The organism is Bradyrhizobium cedriense (assembly GCF_054602315.1).
In genome coordinates this window covers 391,868-411,572 of record NZ_JBTSWB010000005.1, presented here as the reverse complement: position 1 = coordinate 411,572, position 19,705 = coordinate 391,868, and the positions used below count along the sequence as shown (strand labels likewise).

The 19,705-nt window shown below is 64.8% G+C and carries 20 protein-coding genes; 14 read left to right on the top strand and 6 right to left on the bottom strand.

What is annotated here, in order from left to right:
• Positions 1–15: 15 nt before the first annotated feature.
• Positions 16–2,229 (top strand): FAD-dependent oxidoreductase, encoded by a 2,214-nt coding sequence (locus ACYCVF_RS23200; RefSeq protein ID WP_459600611.1) that lies wholly within the window; start codon positions 16–18, stop codon positions 2,227–2,229.
• Positions 2,230–2,281: 52 nt separating this feature from the next.
• On the opposite strand, the gene ACYCVF_RS23195 is transcribed toward ACYCVF_RS23200, so the two are convergent.
• Positions 2,282–2,626, bottom strand: a complete 345-nt coding sequence (locus ACYCVF_RS23195) for a hypothetical protein (protein ID WP_459600609.1) — start codon at positions 2,624–2,626, stop codon at positions 2,282–2,284.
• A gap of 604 nt (positions 2,627–3,230) precedes the next feature.
• On the opposite strand from ACYCVF_RS23195, the gene ACYCVF_RS23190 reads away from it, so the two are divergent.
• The 3 genes from ACYCVF_RS23190 (at position 3,231) to ACYCVF_RS23180 (ending at position 5,875) form a co-directional block, all read left to right on the top strand.
• Positions 3,231–3,725, top strand: a complete 495-nt coding sequence (locus tag ACYCVF_RS23190) for a MarR family winged helix-turn-helix transcriptional regulator (protein ID WP_459600607.1) — start codon at positions 3,231–3,233, stop codon at positions 3,723–3,725.
• Positions 3,726–3,824: 99 nt separating this feature from the next.
• Entirely contained in the window at positions 3,825–5,195 is a 1,371-nt protein-coding gene (locus tag ACYCVF_RS23185; protein WP_459600605.1) for a glutamate--cysteine ligase, read from the top strand.
• Between the two features lie 113 nt (positions 5,196–5,308).
• The gene (locus tag ACYCVF_RS23180) at positions 5,309–5,875 is read left to right on the top strand and encodes a PAN domain-containing protein (protein ID WP_459600883.1); all 567 of its coding nucleotides are present in this window, start codon (positions 5,309–5,311) and stop codon (positions 5,873–5,875) included.
• A 141-nt stretch (positions 5,876–6,016) separates the two neighbouring features.
• Here the strand turns inward: ACYCVF_RS23180 and ACYCVF_RS23175 are convergent, their stop codons facing one another.
• From ACYCVF_RS23175 to ACYCVF_RS23160, 4 genes are all read right to left on the bottom strand, one after another.
• The gene (locus tag ACYCVF_RS23175; RefSeq protein WP_459600603.1) at positions 6,017–6,583 is read right to left on the bottom strand and encodes a nucleotidyltransferase family protein; all 567 of its coding nucleotides are present in this window, start codon (positions 6,581–6,583) and stop codon (positions 6,017–6,019) included.
• 119 nt (positions 6,584–6,702) lie between these two features.
• The gene (gene lepB, locus ACYCVF_RS23170; RefSeq protein ID WP_459600601.1) at positions 6,703–7,482 is read right to left on the bottom strand and encodes a signal peptidase I; all 780 of its coding nucleotides are present in this window, start codon (positions 7,480–7,482) and stop codon (positions 6,703–6,705) included.
• Complete coding sequence (gene tldD, locus ACYCVF_RS23165) at positions 7,479–8,906, bottom strand: metalloprotease TldD (protein WP_459600599.1); 1,428 nt, start codon at positions 8,904–8,906, stop codon at positions 7,479–7,481. Before tldD ends, lepB begins: the two co-directional genes overlap by 4 nt.
• Positions 8,907–9,018: 112 nt before the next feature.
• The gene (locus tag ACYCVF_RS23160) at positions 9,019–9,552 is read right to left on the bottom strand and encodes an invasion associated locus B family protein (protein WP_459606625.1); all 534 of its coding nucleotides are present in this window, start codon (positions 9,550–9,552) and stop codon (positions 9,019–9,021) included.
• A 447-nt stretch (positions 9,553–9,999) separates the two neighbouring features.
• On the opposite strand from ACYCVF_RS23160, the gene coxB reads away from it, so the two are divergent.
• From coxB to ACYCVF_RS23115, 9 genes are all read left to right on the top strand, one after another.
• Positions 10,000–10,854 carry a cytochrome c oxidase subunit II gene (gene coxB / locus ACYCVF_RS23155; RefSeq protein ID WP_459600594.1) on the top strand — a complete coding sequence of 285 codons (855 nt, stop codon included), beginning with the start codon at positions 10,000–10,002 and terminating at the stop codon, positions 10,852–10,854.
• Positions 10,855–10,940: 86 nt separating this feature from the next.
• Positions 10,941–12,566, top strand: coding sequence for a cytochrome c oxidase subunit I (ctaD, locus tag ACYCVF_RS23150; RefSeq protein WP_459600592.1), 1,626 nt, complete (start codon positions 10,941–10,943; stop codon positions 12,564–12,566).
• A 61-nt stretch (positions 12,567–12,627) separates the two neighbouring features.
• Entirely contained in the window at positions 12,628–13,572 is a 945-nt protein-coding gene (locus tag ACYCVF_RS23145) for a heme o synthase (protein ID WP_459600590.1), read from the top strand.
• A gap of 7 nt (positions 13,573–13,579) precedes the next feature.
• On the top strand, positions 13,580–13,744 hold the full coding sequence (locus ACYCVF_RS23140; protein ID WP_061022762.1) for a hypothetical protein: 165 nt from the start codon (positions 13,580–13,582) through the stop codon (positions 13,742–13,744).
• Between the two features lie 5 nt (positions 13,745–13,749).
• Complete coding sequence (locus ACYCVF_RS23135; RefSeq protein WP_459600588.1) at positions 13,750–14,394, top strand: cytochrome c oxidase assembly protein; 645 nt, start codon at positions 13,750–13,752, stop codon at positions 14,392–14,394.
• A 77-nt stretch (positions 14,395–14,471) separates the two neighbouring features.
• The gene (locus tag ACYCVF_RS23130) at positions 14,472–15,368 is read left to right on the top strand and encodes a cytochrome c oxidase subunit 3 (protein WP_459600586.1); all 897 of its coding nucleotides are present in this window, start codon (positions 14,472–14,474) and stop codon (positions 15,366–15,368) included.
• Between the two features lie 96 nt (positions 15,369–15,464).
• Positions 15,465–15,866, top strand: a complete 402-nt coding sequence (locus ACYCVF_RS23125) for a DUF983 domain-containing protein (RefSeq protein ID WP_459600584.1) — start codon at positions 15,465–15,467, stop codon at positions 15,864–15,866.
• A complete protein-coding gene (locus tag ACYCVF_RS23120; protein ID WP_459600582.1) occupies positions 15,863–16,615 on the top strand; it encodes an SURF1 family protein in 753 nt (250 codons plus the stop codon). The genes ACYCVF_RS23125 and ACYCVF_RS23120 overlap by 4 nt, the downstream gene beginning before the upstream one ends.
• Before the next feature lie 218 nt (positions 16,616–16,833).
• Complete coding sequence (locus ACYCVF_RS23115; RefSeq protein ID WP_459600580.1) at positions 16,834–17,199, top strand: nuclear transport factor 2 family protein; 366 nt, start codon at positions 16,834–16,836, stop codon at positions 17,197–17,199.
• Between the two features lie 86 nt (positions 17,200–17,285).
• On the opposite strand, the gene ACYCVF_RS23110 is transcribed toward ACYCVF_RS23115, so the two are convergent.
• Positions 17,286–18,626 carry an ATP-binding protein gene (locus ACYCVF_RS23110; RefSeq protein ID WP_459600578.1) on the bottom strand — a complete coding sequence of 447 codons (1,341 nt, stop codon included), beginning with the start codon at positions 18,624–18,626 and terminating at the stop codon, positions 17,286–17,288.
• 86 nt (positions 18,627–18,712) lie between these two features.
• Between ACYCVF_RS23110 and ACYCVF_RS23105 the strand changes: the two genes are divergently transcribed.
• The gene (locus ACYCVF_RS23105) at positions 18,713–19,357 is read left to right on the top strand and encodes a response regulator transcription factor (protein ID WP_061022750.1); all 645 of its coding nucleotides are present in this window, start codon (positions 18,713–18,715) and stop codon (positions 19,355–19,357) included.
• The last annotated feature ends 348 nt before the right edge of the window (positions 19,358–19,705 follow it).

Genomic DNA, 19,705 nt, shown 5'->3' with positions numbered 1-19,705 from the left:
TAGGGAGCAACCAACATGTCGTACAAGAATTTCAAGGTTGAGACCGATTCCGACGGCATCGCGCTCGTCACCTGGGACATCCCGGGCCGCTCGATGAACGTGCTCGACGAGACCTCGACCAACGAGCTCGATGCGATCGTCAAGGCGACCACGGCAGACGCCGCGGTGAAGGGCGTCGTCATCACCTCCGCCAAGGAGGCATTCTGCGCCGGCGCGGACCTGTCGATGCTGGAAGGCATGAACCAGGCCTACGCCAAGGTCTTCAAGGAGCAGGGCGAGACGGCCGCAAACCAGATGCTGTTCGAGCAGAGCCGGCGCTTCTCGCTGGTGCTGCGCTCGATCGAGACGTCAGGCAAGCCTTGGGCGGCCGCAATCAATGGTCTTGCGCTCGGCGGCGGCTTCGAGATCACGCTGTGCTGCCACTATCGCGTGGCGGCCGAAAATCCCAAGACGCGGCTCGGCCTGCCCGAGGTCAAGGTCGGCCTGTTCCCCGGCGCCGGCGGCACGCAGCGCGTGCCGCGCCTGGTGCCGCCGCAGGATGCGATGACGATCCTGCTCAAGGGCGATCCCGTCACGGTCGAGAAGGCCAAGGCGCTGAACCTGATCCACGCCATCGTTCCCGCCGCCGACCTCATCAAGGCCGCCAAGGACTGGATCAAGGGCGGCGGCAAGGCCGTCGCGCCCTGGGACGAGAAGGGCTTCAAGCTTCCGGGCGGACCGGTGTTCTCCAAGGCCGGCATGATGATGTTCCCGGCCGGCAACGCGATCTACCGCCGCGAGACCTACGACAACTATCCGGCCGCGCGCGCGATCATGAGCTGCGTCTATGAAGGCCTGCAGCTGCCGATCGACGCCGCGCTGCGCGTGGAGTCGCGCTACTTCACCTCGGTGCTCCGCTCGAAGGAAGCGGCCGCGATGATCCGCAGCCTGTTCCTGTCGATGCAGGAGCTCAACAAGGGCGCGCGCCGTCCGAAGGACGTGGCGCCGACCAAGGTTAAGAAGATCGCGGTGATCGGCGCTGGCTTCATGGGCGCCAGCGTCGGCTACGTCTCGGCCCGCGCCGGCCTCGACGTCGTCCTGATCGACCGCGATCAGGAGAGCGCCGACAAGGGCAAGGCGCATGCGCAGAAGGTGATCGACGAGCAGATCAAAAAGGGCCGCGCCAAGCCTGGTGACGCCGAGGCGCTGCTCGCGCGTATCACGCCGACCGCGGACTATGCCGCATTGAAGGACGTCGACCTCGTCATCGAGGCCGTGTTCGAGGACCGCAGGGTCAAGGCCGAGACCTTCGCGAAGGCGCAAGCGTATCTCAAGCCCGACGTGATCTTCGCCTCGAACACTTCGACGCTGCCGATCACCTCGCTGGCCGAGAGCTTCAAGGACCAGGGCAAGTTCGTCGGCATCCACTTCTTCTCGCCCGTCGAGAAGATGGTGCTGGTCGAGATCATCAAGGGCAAGAACACCGGCGATCTCGCGCTCGCGACCGCGCTCGACTACGTCCGGCAGATCGGCAAGACGCCGATCGTGGTCAACGACAGCCGCGGCTTCTTCGCCAACCGCTGCGTCGGCCGCTACGTCGCCGAAGGCAACGAGATGTTCCTGGAGGGTGTGCCGCCGGCGATGATCGAGAACTGCGCCAAGATGGCCGGCATGCCGGTCGGCCCGCTCTCGCTCTCGGATGAGGTCGCGCTCGACCTCGGCCTGAAGATCATGAAGGCGACGGAAGCCGATCTCGGTCCCAACGCCATCAATCCCGACCAGAAGAAGCTGATGGTGGAGATGGTCGAGAAGCAGGGCCGCCTCGGCCGCAAGAACAGCAAGGGCTTCTACGATTACCCTGAGAAGGGCAAAGGCCAGAAGAGCCTGTGGCCGGGCTTGTCAGCGCTGCAGCCGAAGCAGCTCGACCCTGACACGCTCGACGTCGAGGAGCTGAAGCAGCGCTTCCTGGTGGTGCAGGCGGTGGAAGCCGCGCGCACGGTGGAGGACCACGTCATCACCGATCCGCGCGAAGCGGATGTCGGCTCGATCCTCGGCTTCGGTTTCGCGCCTTTCACCGGCGGCACGCTGTCCTACATCGACTTCATGGGTACGAAGAAGTTCGTCGAGCTCTGCCGCAAGCTGGAGGCCAAGTACGGCTCGCGCTTCACGCCGCCGAAGCTGCTCGAGGAAATGGCGGCAAAGGGTGAGACCTTCTACGGTCGCTTCGCGCCGAAGAAGGCGGCCGCCTAGGGACGGGCTAAGTAAAAGCAAGAACAAGGCCGGATCATCGATCCGGCCTTCTTCATTTTCGGTCGCCGAACGGCGAGAATGCCCGGCCCGATACCGCATCGTCGGCGAGATTGGCTTTCCAGGTGCCTTCGTCGCCGCGGCCAATGCGCACCTCGAAGCGCCAGCCATTCTGGTTGGTGAAGGCGATATCCGTTGTGCCCTTCTTCCTGGCGTAGCTGCACGGATATTCGGTCGGCCGGTCCGGAAAGACGATCTTTCCTTCCTTGCTCTCGAACACGGCCGAGGTGATCTGTGGGTGGACCATGAAGATGCAATTGCGGTGCGGCGCGGCCGGAGTCGACAAGCCGAGCATCGCGAGCGGCGCCCCGGCGGCGGTCATGAGGACGATCATGTTCATGAGGCAGCTGTCTCCTGGAAGCGTTCCTTCGACGTCGTCGCCGGTCAAAGGGTTCACGATGAAGGGGCCGGATCGTCGATCCGGCCCTTCGCTTGTCGGGTCTTGCGAGCGCTCAGTGAAGAGACAGCCGTCGGCGACCGTTCAGCGCCGGGACAGCGGGCCAAGGCTGTTGTGCGCCTCCGAGGTGCGGATAGTGAGCCGTTCGAGCAGCTCGAGGCACTTGGAACTGCGGGCCTGCGCCGGCGTCACGGCGGGACCTGGTCGGTGATCATCTGGACAATCGCGGGGCCTTCGGTCACGATCCCGCCGCCGTCGAGGCCCGCCGCAGGGACCTGATTCTGGGGGGGCAGCTTCAGATAATCCTCACTATTTTCGAGCTTCTTGGCGCGATATCGACCTCGACCAGCTCAGGGCCGGCTTCCAGGAGCGCGATGCGGGGACAGCGAGCCAGGCACCGGGCGAATAATGCGGCTTCACGGAATTTCCTCCGCCTGATCCCTGGTTCGGCCCGAACGAACGACTACATGCACTTGCTTGAAATAGTCAAGATTGATGCAGGTGCATCGAATGGAGTAAGAGACGGGCGACGAGCTTGAGCGGGACCATGAAACGCAAACCATCGACCGAGGCAACAGCCGCCTGGATCCGCCTGATGCGGGTGCAGAGCCGCGTGCTCGATTGCGTCGAGCAGGATCTCAAGAAGGCGGGGTTCCCGCCGCTCGCCTGGTACGACGCGCTGCTCGAATTGTCGCGAGCGCCGTCGGGCGAATTGCGGCCGGTTGAACTCGAGCGGCAGATGCTGATCCCGCAATATTCCACGTCGCGGCTGATCGACCGCCTGGTCGACGAGGGCCTCGCCTCGCGGCGCGAATGCAAGATCGACAAGCGCGGCCAGTTCGTCGAGATCACGGAAGCCGGCCGCGAGTTGCAGAAGCGGATGTGGGGCGCCTATTCGGCTGCGATCGAGAAATATGTCGGTTCGAAACTGTCTGACACCGAGGCCGTCAAGCTCAGCAATCTGCTCGATCGTCTGGGCTGCTCGTGCGGCGAGATGAAACTGCCGCCCGCCGGCGTCAACGAAATCATGCCGTCGCGATGATCGCGCGGCAAACCCGCTCGTCCGTGCAACCGGTCGGTTCGCGGGCCATTCCTGCCACCGCGCGCGTTCGGTCGAAGCGCCTTTTGATTAGAGTTTGATATGGCGCGAGACCAGATCGATATGACGCCACTGCAATCGCGCGACGAGCTCGTTGCGTGGTTCGAGGCCGGCTGCAAGGACCCGTCCGAATTCCGCATGGGTACCGAGCACGAAAAGACGCCGTTCACGCTCGAAGGCCACCGGCCGGTGCCGTACGAAGGCGCACACGGCATCGGCGCGCTGCTCGAGGGCATGAAGCTCCTGCTCGGCTGGGAGCCGATCATGGAGCAAGGCAACATCATCGGCCTTTACGACGTGACCGGCGGCGGCGCGATCTCGCTCGAGCCCGGCGGGCAGTTCGAGCTGTCCGGCGCGCCGGTCGAGAACGTGCACCAGACCCAGAGCGAGCTGATGGCGCATCTCGCCCAGGTGCGCGAGATCGCGACGCCGCTCGGCATCGGTTTCCTCGGCCTCGGCATGACGCCGTCCTGGTCGCGCGCCGACATCCCGGTGATGCCGAAGGGGCGCTACAAGATCATGACCAATTACATGCCGAAGGTCGGACAATACGGCCTCGACATGATGTACCGGACCTGCACGGTGCAGACCAATCTCGACTTCTCCTCGGAAGCCGACATGGTCAAGAAGCTGCGCGTCTCGCTCGCGCTCCAGCCGGTCGCAACCGCGTTGTTCGCCAATTCGCCGTTCACCGAAGGCAAGCCGAACGGCTTCCTCTCTTTCCGCTCCGAGATCTGGCGCGATACCGACAACGCGCGCGCGGGCATGATGCCGTGGGCGTTCGAGGACGGCATGGGGTTCGAGCGCTATGTCGATTACGCGCTCGACGTGCCCATGTATTTCGTCAAGCGCGGCGAGGAGTACATCGACGTGTCGGGCTCCTCGTTCCGCGCGTTCTTCGACGGCCGCAACAACAACCTTCCGGGCGAGCGTCCGACGCTGTCGGACTGGGCCAACCACCTCTCGACGATCTTCCCGGAAGTGCGGCTCAAGCGCTATCTCGAGATGCGGGGATCCGATGGCGGGCCCTGGGGCCGCTTGCCGGCGCTTCCGGCCTTCTGGGTCGGTCTGCTCTACGACGACGCTTCGCTCGATGCCGCCTGGGACCTGGTCAAGCATTGGAGCGCGCCTGAGCGTCAGGCCTTGCGCGACGACGTGCCGCGCTTCGGCTTCAAGGCGCGGATCAAGGATCGCTATCTGTTCGAGATCGCCAAGGAATGCCTCGTCCTGGCGCATGCCGGTCTGCGCCGGCGTGGCCGGATCGACCAGCTCGGCCGCGACGAGACCCGTCATCTGGAGCCGCTCGATCGCATCATCGATTCCGGCCGGACGCCGGCCGAGGAGATGCTGGACAAGTTTAATGGTCCCTGGCAGGGCTCGGTGGAACCAGCCTACGCGGAATACGCTTTCTAGAGTCATAGGCGAGCGAGCGGGATCCGAGCCGTTCATCGCCCGTACAGGTTTGCGGCGATCAAATGACCGGCCGGAAAAACCTGAGCGTCCTCAATAACTCGAAAGCTGTTGCGATGGGGAAGGGCCGCCTGCCTGGGGCCGTCATGGCACGTCTCTTGGCTTGTGCCGCGCTGCTTTTGCTCGCGCTTGCGAGTGTGCCTGCGCGCGCGCAGACGGCGTTCGACCGGCCCGGCGGCGACTATTTCAGCACGCCGGTCACCTCGGGCGATCCGGAGGATTGTGCGCTGCTGTGCGAGCGCGATCGCCGCTGCCGCTCCTGGAGCTTCAGCTATCCCGACGTCGAGGGCGGCTCGGCGGTATGCTGGCTCAAGAACACGGTGCCGGCGCGGGTGCCGGGCAGTTGCTGCATCTCCGGGGTGCGTGGCGCCGGCGTGATCGAGCCGCGTATCGAGGGCGTGGAGACATCGATCGACCGCCCGGGCGGGGACCTGCGCAATTTCGACCTGAAGGAGGGGGACGGCGTGGAGGCCTGCAAGGCCGCCTGCACCGCCGACAACAAATGCCGCGCGTTCACCTATGCCCGCCCCGGCTACACCGGGCGCGAAGCGCGCTGCTTCCTGAAGAAGGAGATCAAGCCGCCGCGGCGGAAGGCGGGATTCACGTCGGGCGTGGTGCGGTGATGCTCGTACTTGTGCCCCGGGCGCAGCGCAAAGCGATGCGCTGCTGAACCGGAGCCCATTGCGGCCCCGCAATCTTTGCACGATGTGTCCTGGCTCTGCGCCGCGTCGCTTCGCGTCTTGTCCGGGACATGAGAGTCTTGGTCACTCCGCCGCAATCACCGTGAGCTCGGGCCACAGTGCCTTCCACCGCGCGGCCTTCGCCTCGTAATTGGCGGCGGAGAAGTTCGGCGTCCGGTTGGGTCGCACGATCAGGCTTGCGACGTCATCGAATCCGTGGGGCGCATAGACGTCGAAATCCCCACCCGCGGGTCGGATGCCCAGTTGCGTATTCTCCGTGAGGAAACGGTCGATGCCATCCGTCGAGCGCGTCAGCGGCGGATAGGGCACGCCATGCTTGTCGGGGTACCACAGATGCACGCGCGCCTGGTTGCGGATCTCGACCTTGGCGCCGAGATGCGCGAGCCGCGCATGCAGCCTGCGGATCACTGCGTCCTCCGCCTCCCACGACGTATCAGGGTCGAAATAGAAGACGTCGTAGTCGGCGATGCCGTGATCGATCGCACGACCGGTGAGCACGTTCCACACCGTCTGCACCAGGCAACCTGCGACCAGCCAGGCATCCGGCGGCGCAAGCTGCGCGAGCGCGTCGGCAATGGCGACGTTGACCGGGTTGCGAAGCGCCAACGCGAGGAATTCGTCGCGGCTCATCGGGACTCGCCGGGTGGGCAGAGGCGCGCGCTTCGCGCGTCGAGCCCACCATCTCGCCACGCTACGACTGAAGCGGTGGGCGCCCTTCCGCCTTGCCGACCCTACAATCTACGATCCCGTCAATGCACGGCGGTGAAGAACCGTGCCAGCCTGAACCCGGACAGCCAGGTCCACACCGGCTGGCCGCGCATGCCGAGATCCCAGGAGCCGAGCACCGCATCCGCGCGGCCGATCAGATTGTCGATCGGCAACAGGCCGACGCCGCCGGCGCGCAGCGGCACGCGGCTGTCGGCCGAGTTGTCGCGGTTGTCGCCGAGCACGAAGAGGTGGCCGGCCGGCACCGTCACTTCGGGCGTGTTGTCGAGCGGACCGCTGTCGCGCATCTTGAAGATCAGATGCGAGACGCCGTTCGGCAGCGTCTCGACATAGCGGTAGGCGGGCTCGCTGCCGCCATGATCGTCCTCGGCGGCGCCGACGCCATCGGGCTTCAGTTCGGCGGGTCGGTCGTTGATGAAGAGCTGGCCTTGCCGCATCTGGATGCGGTCGCCGGGCAGACCCACGACGCGTTTGACCCAGGCCTGCGAGCGATCGCCGGGCCAGCGGAAGACCACGACGTCGCCGAGCTTCGGCGTCTCCGCGAAGACGCGGCCGCTCTCGGGCAGGCTGATCTGAATCGGCAGCGACGAGGTGCCGTAGCCGTAGGGGAACTTCGAGGCGATCAGCGCATCGCCGATCAGCAGCGTCGGCTCCATCGAACCCGACGGCACGTAGAACGGCTCGGCCAGCGCGCCTTTGGCGATGAACACCGCGGCGACGATGCCGGCGAGCTGCACCAGCTGACCGCCCCAGCCGCTGCTCTTTCGCTTGGGGGTGACGGTGACCTTGTCTTCCACGCTCATGCGCCCGTCCCACCCACCGTGATACGTTCCATCAGGAGGGACGGCTGGCCGACGCCGACGGGCACGCCCTGGCCGTTCTTGCCGCAGGTGCCGATGCCGGTGTCGAGCGCGAGGTCGTTGCCGATCATGCGGATGCGATGCAGGTCGGTCGGCCCGTTGCCGATCAGCATGGCGCCCTTCAGGGGCGCTCCCAGCTTGCCGTTCTCGATCTTGTAGGCCTCGGTGCACTGGAACACGTATTTGCCCGAGGTGATGTCGACCTGGCCGCCGCCGAAATTCGCGGCGAACACGCCGTTCTTCACGGAGGCGAGGATCTCGGCGGGATCGCGGTCACCCGCGAGCATGTAGGTGTTGGTCATGCGCGGCATCGGGACATGGGCGTAGCCCTGGCGGCGGCCGTTGCCGGTCGGCTTCATGTTCATCAGGCGCGCGTTCTGGCGGTCCTGCATGTAGCCGACGAGGATGCCGTCCTCGATCAGCACGGTGCGGTTGGTCGGCGTGCCCTCGTCGTCGATCGATAGTGAGCCGCGCCGCGAGGCGATGGTGCCGTCGTCGACCACGGTGACGCCCTTGGCCGCGACTTGCTGGCCCATCAGCCCGGCAAAGGCGGAGGTCTTCTTGCGGTTGAAGTCGCCCTCGAGACCGTGGCCGACCGCTTCATGCAGCATCACGCCGGGCCAGCCGGCGCCCAGCACGACGTCCATCTCGCCGGCCGGCGCCGGAATGGATTCCAGGTTGACCAGCGCCTCGCGCAGCGCGCCGTCGGCGGCCTCGCGCCAGGATCTGCTTTCGATGAATTCGGCATAGCCCGCGCGGCCGCCATAGCCCTTGCTGCCGCTCTCCTGGCGGTCGCCCTGGCCGGCCACGACGGAAACGTTGACGCGCACCAGCGGGCGGATGTCGCGATAGCTCTCGCCGTCGGGGCGCAGGATCTCGACGACCTGCCAGGTTGCGCCGAGGCTGACGCTGACCTGCCGCACCCGCGGATCCTTGTCGCGCAGGTAAGCGTCGATTTCGGCGAGCAGCTTCACTTTGGTCTCGAAGCCGGGGGCATCGAGCGGATTGTCGTCACTATAGAGCCGCACGTTGGTATGCGCCGGCGGCGCGGCGAAGCTGCCGGAGTAACCGCCGCGCACGGCGGCGACCGCGTCGGCGGCGCGAATCAGCGCCGGCAGCGACACGTCGGAGGAATGCGCATAACCGACTGCATCGTCCTTGACCGCGCGCAGGCCAAAGCCCTGCGACGTGTCGTAGGTCGCCTGCTTCAGCCGCCCATTGTCGAACATCAGCGCTTCGGTCTGGCTGTATTCCAAAAACAGTTCGCCGTCGTCGGCGCCGGCGAGGCCGCGCGCGACCTCGGTGCGAACCTGGTCACGGTCGAGATTGGCGCGGTCGAGCAGGGATGTCGTGGCAGGGTTGGTCATGCGTCCGTCCATCATCGGGGATGTGGGGCAAGATAATGGTTTCGCATCGGTTCCGCGAGGGCGTGAAGCCTCACATTACGGAAACAATAGGTTCGCTGCGGACATTGCCGCCCTACGGCAGCTTGTCATAGCCCTCGCCGAGCCCGTTCAGGCTGAGCGGGAAGCCGATGCCTTCTTCCGGCGTCTCGAAGATGATGAAGGTGGCAGTCTTGGCGCTGCGGAGCTGGCCGAGCAGCTTGTCTTCCAGGACCACTTCGGCAACGCAGCCATTGGGCAGGCAGCGGACGAAACCGGCGCGGCCGACGTCCTGGTTGTCGAGCTTGAGCCCGAGACCGGAGGGCAGGAGGACCCCGAGCGGGGCGACCACGCGCATCAGGCGGCTCTTCTGGTCGGCGGTCTTGAGCACGATCACGGTCAGGCCGGCGTTGGAGCGGTCTTCCGCCACCACGCTCTGGATCAGGGCGCATTGCTCGGTCTGGGCGCCGGGCGGCGTGTCGCAGCGGATCTGCCAGTCGCCATGGACGGAGCGTACCGCGCCCTGCGCATGGGCAAGGTCCGGAAGTGCCAGGAGGAGAATCGCAGCCAGCAGGGCGGCCAGTGCCGGGAGGCCGTTCGCCGCCCTTGCCATCGATCTCGAAAACCCCATCGGGTCGGTCCCTCTGCTCGCCTGGGTCGCTCGCACCTGGCGGACTGATACGGGAATGACGGCGTCTTGAAGGCAATTCCCAAGCAAATTCCGCGCCGCCGAGCGCCGCCATCGCACGCACGAATCAGGTTTCAGCGCGGCTGTCTGCCAGTGCCTAACGCGGGCAATTCCGCTGTCAAGCCGCAGCATACCGGCAAACGGTATTCTTGTCTGATCTTGTTGGGAAATATCTTGCGGGTGATGCTTGGCAGATGAGGCCCAAGACTGCATTGCGATAGATCAAGAATTATGGTTTGAGAGGCTTGATTTCGCGTTCTAGCGATCTGGCCCCAATTCCTCTTAGAGGTATTCTTGCGTGGCGGTTTGTCGGACTGGCGGATCGAATAAGCATTCCCCGCAAGCAGGGGAATGCACGTGGGGTGATTTCGTTAGGGGAGCGCGAACGGCATGAGGATGTCGATGGGTCGGATGGGCCGGCAGTTGCTGGGATTGGCCATCATCGCCGTGGTGGCGGCTGGCGTCACGCTTGCGACAGGTGGTGCGGCGTTCGCCGAACTCGGGCAGCCGGCGCCGTGGGAGTGGACGCTGCAGCAGTCCGGTTCCCCGGTGATGGACAACATCGTCTGGTTCCACAACTTCCTGTTCGTGCTGATCACCCTGATCACGCTGTTCGTCCTGGCGCTGCTCGTGATCGTGGTCATCAAGTTCAACGCGAAGGCCAATCCGGTGCCGTCGCGGACCACCCACAACACGCTGATCGAAGTGGCCTGGACGCTGGTTCCGGTGCTGATCCTGGTCGGCATCTCGGTGCCTTCGTTCCGGCTCCTGTTCCTGGAGCTCGACATTCCGAAGGCTGACCTGACCGTCAAGGCGACGGGCAAGCAGTGGTACTGGTCCTATGCCTATCCCGACAACGGCAAGTTCGAGTTCGACTCGCTGATGGCCCAGGACAAGCAGCCCCGCCTGCTCGGCGTCGACAACGAGATGGTGGTGCCGGTCAACAAGGTGATTCGGGTCCAGACCACGGGTGCGGACGTCATTCACGCCTTCGCGCTGCCGGCTTTCGGCGTCAAGATCGACGCCATTCCGGGTCGGTTGAACGAGACCTGGTTCAAGGCCACCAAGACCGGCATGTATTACGGCCAGTGCTCGGAATTGTGCGGCAAGGATCACGCCTTCATGCCGATCGCGATCCGCGTGGTCGACGACCAGGAGTTCGCCTCCTGGGTCGAGGCAGCGAAGAAGAAATATGCGAGCGGCGGCACCAGCACCTACGCCTCCGCGGCCGGCTCGACGCAGTAGGCGTCGGGTCCACGGCTTGAGGGACTGACAGCGATAAAGGGCGGGACCTACACGGGTCCGAATGGGACGCAAGGCAGGATTTGAAAATGGCAACGAGCGCAGCGGCACACGGCGATCACGCGCAGGCCCACGGACATGACGAGCACGCCCATCCGACCGGATGGCGGCGCTACGTCTATTCGACCAACCACAAGGACATCGGTACGATGTACCTGATCTTCGCGGTCGTCGCCGGCGTCATCGGCGCCGCGATGTCGATCGCGATCCGTGCCGAGCTCATGTACCCGGGCGTGCAGATCTTCCACGAGGCGCACACCTACAACGTGTTCGTGACCTCTCACGGCCTGATCATGATCTTCTTCATGGTCATGCCCGCGATGATCGGCGGCTTCGGCAACTGGTTCGTGCCCCTGATGATCGGCGCGCCCGACATGGCGTTCCCGCGCATGAACAACATCTCTTTCTGGCTGCTGCCGGCCTCCTTCGCGCTGCTCCTGATGTCGACCTTCGTCGAGGGCGAGCCGGGCGCCAACGGCGTCGGCGCCGGCTGGACCATGTACGTGCCGCTGTCGAGCTCCGGCCATCCGGGGCCGGCCGTCGACTTCGCGATCCTGTCGCTGCATCTGGCGGGCGCCTCCTCGATCCTCGGTTCCATCAACTTCATCACCACCATCTTCAACATGCGCGCGCCGGGCATGACCCTGCACAAGATGCCGCTGTTCGTGTGGTCGATTCTGGTGACGGTGTTCCTGCTGCTGTTGTCGCTGCCGGTGCTTGCCGGTGCGATCACCATGCTGCTCACCGACCGCAATTTCGGCACGACGTTCTTCGCCCCCGACGGCGGCGGCGACCCCGTGCTGTTCCAGCATCTGTTCTGGTTCTTCGGTCACCCCGAGGTGTACATCCTGATTCTGCCCGGCTTCGGCATGATCAGCCAGATCGTCTCGACCTTCTCGCGCAAGCCGGTGTTCGGCTATCTCGGCATGGCCTACGCCATGGTCGCGATCGGCGGCATCGGCTTCGTGGTGTGGGCGCACCACATGTACACGGTCGGCATGTCCTCGGCGACGCAGGCCTATTTCGTCGCGGCCACGATGGTCATCGCCGTTCCGACCGGCGTGAAGATCTTCTCCTGGGTCGCCACGATGTGGGGCGGCTCGATCGAATTCCGCGCCCCGATGATCTGGGCGGTGGGCTTCATCTTCCTGTTCACGATCGGCGGCGTCACCGGCGTCGTGCTGGCCAACGCGGGTGTCGATCGCGTGCTCCAGGAAACCTACTACGTCGTCGCGCACTTCCACTACGTGCTGTCGCTCGGTGCGGTGTTCGCGATCTTCGCCGGCTGGTACTACTGGTTCCCGAAGATGTCGGGCTACATGTACAATGAAGGGATCGCCAAGCTGCACTTCTGGGTCACCTTCGTCGGCGTCAACCTGGTGTTCTTCCCGCAGCACTTTCTCGGCCTGTCGGGCATGCCGCGCCGCTACATCGACTATCCCGACGCCTTCGCGGGCTGGAATCTGGTCTCGTCGTTCGGCTCCTACATCTCCGGCTTCGGCGTGCTGATCTTCCTCTACGGCGTGCTCGATGCGTTCATGAAGAAGGTGCCGGCTGGCGACAACCCCTGGGGTGCCGGCGCAACCACGCTGGAGTGGACGCTGTCCTCGCCGCCGCCCTTCCACCAGTTCGAAGTGCTGCCCCGCGTGCAGTAAGCGATCGGCCGCGGCGCCCGTGACGGGCGCCGTGGCGCTATAACGAAGCGAGTAGATCTAAGTGTCCGTCCTCGACCAGAACGCCATCGACATCAACCCCCGCATCTCCGAGGCGGAGGTTGGCGACTATCTCGCGCTGCTCAAGCCGCGGGTGATGTCGCTGGTGATCTTCACCGCGCTGGTCGGGATGGCGATGGCGCCGGGACACTTCCACCCAGTGCTCGCGATCACCTCGCTGCTCTGCATCGCGGTCGGTGCCGGCGCCTCCGGGGCGCTCAACATGGCGCTCGAAGGCGACATCGACGCGAAGATGTCGCGCACGGCGAACCGGCCGATCCCGCGCGGCCGCATCACCCGTCCCGAGGCGATGACGTTCGGCATGACGCTCGCCTTCTTCTCGGTGATGACGCTCGGCATCCTCGTCAACTGGATCGCGGGCGCGCTGCTCGCCTTCACCATCTTCTTCTACGTCGTGATCTACACGATGGGCCTGAAGCGCTGGACCGCGCAGAACATCGTGATCGGCGGCGCCGCCGGCGCGCTGCCGCCGGTGGTGGCCTGGGCCGCGGTGACGGGGACGGTCGATGTCGAGCCGCTGCTGCTGTTCGCCATCATCTTCTTCTGGACCCCGCCGCATTTCTGGGCGCTGGCGCTGTTCCGGTCCGACGATTACGCGCGCGCCGGCATTCCGATGCTGCCCAACGTCGCCGGTCCCGACGCGACCCGCCTCCAGATCCTGCTCTACACCATCGTGCTGATCGCGGTCGCCGCGGCGCCTTGGGCGCTGGGCTATTTCGATGCCGTCTACGGCATCGTCTCGCTGATCCTCGGCGCCGGCATGCTTGTGCTCGCGATCAACGTCTATGTGCGCCGCGAACGCAGCCAGTCGCTGCGCGCCACCCGCAAGCTGTTTGCCTTCTCGATCCTGTATCTGTTCGCGCTGTTCGCGACCTTGCTGGCCGAGGTCGTATTCCCTGTGCTTGCTCGCATGGCAGGGGGCGCATGATCACGAGATGGCAGACAAACGCGAGCCAGATGGAATCGTCCTCACCGAGGCGCAGCAGAGAAGCCGTCGTCAGCGTTCGATCGCAATCGCGCTCGCGCTCGGCGTGCTCGTGGTGCTGTTCTTCGCCGTCACCATGGTCAAGGGGCCGGCAGTTCTAGTGCGGCCGATGTAGCAAAGATGGGTCACGAGCCGACCATATCGCGGGATCAGAGCCGGACGGCCGTCAAAGGCCGTTTCGGTGGGCTTGGCCGCGACGCGCTGGTCGCCTCGATCTGCGGCGGCGTGGTCGCGCTGATGGTCGGAGCCTCCTATGCGGCCGTGCCGTTCTACAACTGGTTCTGCCGCGCCACGGGCTTCAACGGCACGACCCAGGTCGCGACTTCCGCGCCGGCGACCGGCCCGATCGCGCGCAAGATCTCGGTGCGCTTCGATTCCAACGTCGCGCCGGGCCTGCCCTGGAAGTTCGAGCCGGAGCAGAGCGAGATCGAGGTCAATGTCGGCCAGGTCGTGACTGTCTTCTATACGGTGACCAACCAGGCCGCGCGCACCACTGCGGGCCAGGCCGCTTACAACGTCGCGCCGCTGACGGTCGGCTCCTACTTCCAGAAGATCAACTGCTTCTGCTTCACCGAGCAGACCATGGCGCCCGGCGAGAAGCGCGAGATGCCGGTCGTGTTCTACGTCGATCCGTCGATCGCGGAGGACCATGAGAACGACGGGCTCAATACGATCACGCTGTCCTACACGTTCTATGCGGTGCGCGATCCCGTGGTGAAGCCGCTCGCCGCCAGCGAGGACGACAAGCGCAAGGGAAATCTCTGACCGCCGGCCTCGCGCTCGGGCGGTTGGAAACAAGGGGATAAGTGCCCGACAGGCACGGGATTGAGGAGAGAGACGGAATGGCTACGGCGCACACCAAGCATCACGACTATCACCTGGTCGATCCTTCTCCCTGGCCGGCCGTCGGCTCGCTTTCGGCTTTCATCATGGCGGTCGGCGCGATCGCCTGGATGCACCACATGTTCTCCGCGGCGCCGATCGTGTTCGGCGTCGGCACCGTGGGTGTGCTCTACACCATGGCGAGCTGGTGGGGCGACGTGATCAAGGAAGCTCAGTACAAGGGCGACCACACCCGCGTCGTGCAGTTGCATCACCGTTACGGCATGATCCTGTTCATCGCCTCCGAAGTGATGTTCTTCGTCGCCTGGTTCTGGGCCTATTTCAACGCGGCGCTGTTTCCGGCCGACGCCGTCCACGCCACCCGCGACGCGGTGTTCGGCTGCGGCCTCGGTACCCAGCCCGGCGCGTGCTCGGTCCCCGGCACCTGGCCGCCGAAGGGTATCGAGACTTTCGATCCCTGGCACCTGCCGCTCCTCAACACGCTCATCCTGCTGACGTCGGGCACCACCGTGACCTGGGCGCACCATGCACTGCTCGAGAACGACCGCCAGGGCCTGAAATACGGCCTGATCCTCACCGTCGTGCTGGGCGCGCTCTTCACCTGCGTGCAGGTCTATGAGTACAGCCACGCGGCGTTCTCCTTCGCCGGCAACGTCTACGGCGCCACCTTCTTCATGGCGACCGGCTTCCACGGCTTCCACGTGCTGGTCGGCACCATCTTCCTGCTGGTCTGCCTGATCCGCGCCTATGCCGGCCACTTCACGCCGAAGCAGCATCTCGGCTTCGAGTTCGCTGCCTGGTATTGGCATTTCGTCGACGTGGTCTGGCTGTTCCTGTTCCTCTGCATCTACGTCTGGGGACACGGCGCCACGACCATGGCCCACGGCGCGCACTGAGCCGCATCGTACCGACCAGAAAGGGCGGCCGCAGGGCCGCCCTTTCGCTTTCCGGCCGCCGGATGTTTCGGCGGAAACTGTGATAGAGTCCTCCTCATGAACGACAGCGCCGCCCCATCCGAGCCCGAAGCGACCGTCATGCAGAGCGCGCTGCGTGGGCTCGCCTGCAAATGCCCCCGTTGCGGCCAGGGCAAGCTCTATGCAGGCTTCCTGACGCTTGCGCCTCGCTGCGACCGCTGCGGCCTAGACTACGCCTTCATCGATACCGGCGACGGCCCGGCGATCTTCATCATCATGCTGGCCGGCGCCATCGTGGTCGGCTGCGCGCTCGTCGTCGAGGTCAAGTACCAGCCGCCGTTCTGGCTGCATGCGGCGCTCTGGCTGCCGCTGATCCTCGCCACCACGCTTTTGCCGCTACGTGCGATGAAATCGCTGCTGATCGCGCTGCAGTTCCACCACAAGGCGGCGCCGGGCCGATTGGTCGATCGCCCGAAATGAGCGAGCCTGCGCGCAAGGCCCGCGTGACCGGCTTCGCGCTGTTCACGCTGTTCCTGACGGCTGTGTTCGTCGCGCTCGGTGTCTGGCAGTTACAGCGCCGGACAGCCAAGCACGAGCTGATTGCGGCACTCACGGAACGGCTTGCGGCGGCGCCGGTGGCGCTGCCGCCGTCCGCGCAATGGGCCGCGCTGAATCCCGCCCGCGATGAATTCCGCCGCGTCAGCTTCACCGCCACCTACGCCGCCCTGCCCGATGCGATGGTCTATTCCTCCGGCTCCGCGGTGCGCAAGGACGCCTCCGGCCCGGGCACCTGGGCCTTCCTGCCGGCGCGGCTTCCCGGCGGGGAGACGGTGGTGATCGATGCGGGCTTCGTCGAGAACACGATGCAGGACCGCGCCGTCGAGGATCGCGCGGTGAAGAAGCTCGTCACGGGCCAGCCGGTTGCGCTCACCGGCTATCTGCGCTTTCCCGAGGCGCGGAGCTGGCTGACGCCGGCGGAGAATCGCGACAAGCGGCTCTGGTTCGTGCGCGATCATCTGACGATCGCAAGCGCGCTGGGCTGGGGCGCGGTTGCGCCGTTCTATGTCGATCTCGAGCAACCCGCGCCCGCGAACGGGATTCCGCGCCCGGGACCGCTCGACGTCAATCTGAAGGACGACCACCTGCAATATGCCGTGACCTGGTTCACGCTCGCAGGCGCCGTGCTGATCGCCTTCGCCGTGTGGGCAAGGGGCCGGCTGCAGAGCTGAACTCATCCGGAGATGCCTTGAGGGGACCCGGTATCGCCCGGGGTTTATTGTTCGGCGCATATTCACGAGTGTGGGTCCCAATGCACGATGCGATCAGGAAGAATCGGCATCGCGCTTCAGGTTGTTGTTCAAGCATGATCCTTTCGGAAAGCCGCTGCGCACTTTTCCGGATCATGCGTTAAGCCGCCGGCATTTTCCGGGGCAGACAGGATTGCGGCGTGAGCGACTTCGACCAGATGGGAATTGTCGTCGATTGGGTGGACGCCTGCCGGAAGGGCGACCTCCCGGCACTGCTCGCCCTCTATGCGGACGATGCGCAGCTCGAATGCACGTGCAGCGGCATGCAGCGGTATCGCGGCCGGAGCGAGATCGAGGCTTATTGGCAACCGCGGCTCGGCGCCTTCTCGTCGGCCGGTTTCGGGCTGGAGGATATCCATCCCGCGCCTCCGGGCGTCGATCTCGAATACTCCGTCGCCGGAGACCTGCGCTTTCGTGCTTCGTTTCGCTTCAACCCCGAAGGCAAGATCCGCAGCACGGTGTGCGAGCCGGCACGGCAGAACGCGCATGGTGGCTGCGCATGCTGAAGCGCGCTGGGACTTGAATCGTCAACGCGACCCGCGTCTTTCGCCATGACCGTTTCAGAAAACCGCACACTTGTCAGGATCATGCTTTAGCTTGATCGGGCCCCGTCCCGCGTCGTCTCGAGCGGAAGGCGGCAGCGTACATGGGTTTGCTCATCCACGCGCAACAGGGACAGCGATCCGTTGAGCGCGCGCACGCGCTCATGCATGCCGGTCAGGCCTCGGCCGAAGACGTTGCCCGCAGGAAAGCCGCCGCCGTCGTCGGAGATCTCGATGACGAGCGTCTCGCCGGCGACGGTCGCTTGCACATGGGCGTTGCTGGCCCTGGCATGGCGCAGCACGTTGGTCAGGGCCTCCTGGATTACCCGATACACGGTCTGGGCCAACGGCCCGTCGATCACGTTCAGACCGGCACCGATCGTGTCCGTCAGGACGATATGCGGTGCCTGCTTGCGAAAGTTCTGGAGCAGCGTCTGCACGCTGGTCGAAAGGCCCAGCTCCTCGATGTAGAGAGGCCGCAGTCGGTCGAGGATACGGCGGTTGGTCTGTTGGAGCGCCTCGACCGATTGCAGCAGGTCCTGCGCCGAACTGCCTAGATTTCCTGCAGGCGGGGAGGCTTCAACCAGCGCGATCGTGCCGGCGCGGATGCTGAACAGCAACGGTCCGAGTTCGTCGTGCAGTTCGCGGGCGAGATCGCGCCGCTCGTCATCCTGGAGCGACAGCAAACGGTGCATCAGGTCCCGATTGTCCTGACTCAACTGCGCCAGCGTTGCAGCCAACGCATTCGCCTCCTCGCAGCCTCGCCGGATTTCCGGCGGACCTCCGACCGGAATCGGCTTGGTGTAGTCGCCCTTTCGTATTCGCGTGAGCCCATGGCCGAGGTCTTGCAGGGGGCGCAGTACAGATCCCGCCAAGGAATAGGCGATTGTGCCGGTGAGAACCATCAGCACGACGACCAGGCCGGTGAACGCAAGAAAGCCGATCCATTTCTCGAACAGATCCGCCGACATGTCCGGCAGGAATACGATATCGCCGATACGTCTGCCGTCGATCATCACCGGGGACGCCGCGTCCATATCGGGGACGCCGAGAAGGTCGATGAACCATTGCGGCACGCCATGCGGATTGCGCAGGCCGTCCTTCGTCGAAGGTGCGGGACCTGCTTCCAGCGCATGGAATTGGATATCCGAGGAGGCGTCCAAAGAATGGACAAAGGCCTCGAGCGTCTGCCGTGGTTTGTTCGATGCGCGAAGGGCGTTGTTGAGCGCGGCGGCGATGGCCTCTGTCGAGCGCCGCCTCGGCTCGTTCTCCTCCGCCAATTGGCCCGCTGCGAATGTCTGGAGCAGCACGCCGCCCAGGATCAGCGCCGTCAGAAAGCCGGCGCCGATCGGAACAAACAGTTGCGCTCTGAACGAGAGGCGTTGCCACATTAGGTCAATTCTAACGCCCATCGGCGGATTTTGCTCTTTCCATTTATTCCCGCGGGTCTATGAGTCGGAGAACGAGAGAGCGCGCGATGCAAGATACCGCCAAGCCGGCCACCAAGGTGCTGATTGTCGACGACCATCCCGTGGTGTTGTCGGGGTGCCGTACCCTGTTCGCTTCTGACCATTCAATACGCATTGACGAAGCGACCGACGCCAAATCCGGGCATCGTGCTTATGTCAGCAAACGGCCCGACGTCACCGTCATCGACATCAGCCTGCCTGACGTCTCCGGCTTCGAGCTGATGCGACGCATCCGCAAGGACGACCCCGACGCCAAGATCATCATGTTCAGCATGAACGACGATCCGGCCTTCGTGGTGCGGGCAGTCGAGCTGGGAGCGCAGGGTTATGTCTCCAAGGGCGATGACCCCAGAATCCTGCTGAAGGCCGTGCGCAAAGTGGTCGCAGGCGATAATTTCATCTCGCCGCAGCTGGCGGAAGCCGTGACGTTTTCCGGCGCCGCGATCAAGGCCAATCCGGCCTCGCAGATGACGCCGCGTGAGCTCGAAATTCTCCGCCTGCTTGGACGCGGCGACAAGATCGTCGAGGTCGCCGAGGCGCTCGGCATCTCCTACAAGACCGTCGCCAACACCACGTCCCTGCTCAAGCAGAAGCTTGGCGCCAAGAATCACTCCGACCTGATCCGGATCGCGGTGGAGATCGGCATGAACTGACCCAGCGACCGAACCGGCTGCTCCAGGAGATGCAGCGGTTCGATCGCAGGATGGTGCCGCCGTTGGCCGGGCAATGCATGGACAACGGGCTGACACCATCCGAAATCACAATGGGCCGGGGCTGCGTTCGTTCCCGAGGCAGGCGAGAACGCGGGAAAAAGTGGCATTTGCGACTAAAGCGACGCCGTTTGCATTTGCGAAGGTCCGAAGACTGTCGGGAAAAACAGGAACATTTTTCGGCGCGCGCTGTTTTGACCCTTGACGATTTCGTGACAGGCGACGAAAGCTTGCGAGAACAGTTTTGGCGGGTCGGGGACCCCGACGAGGCAAACCGGTCTGCACACAACG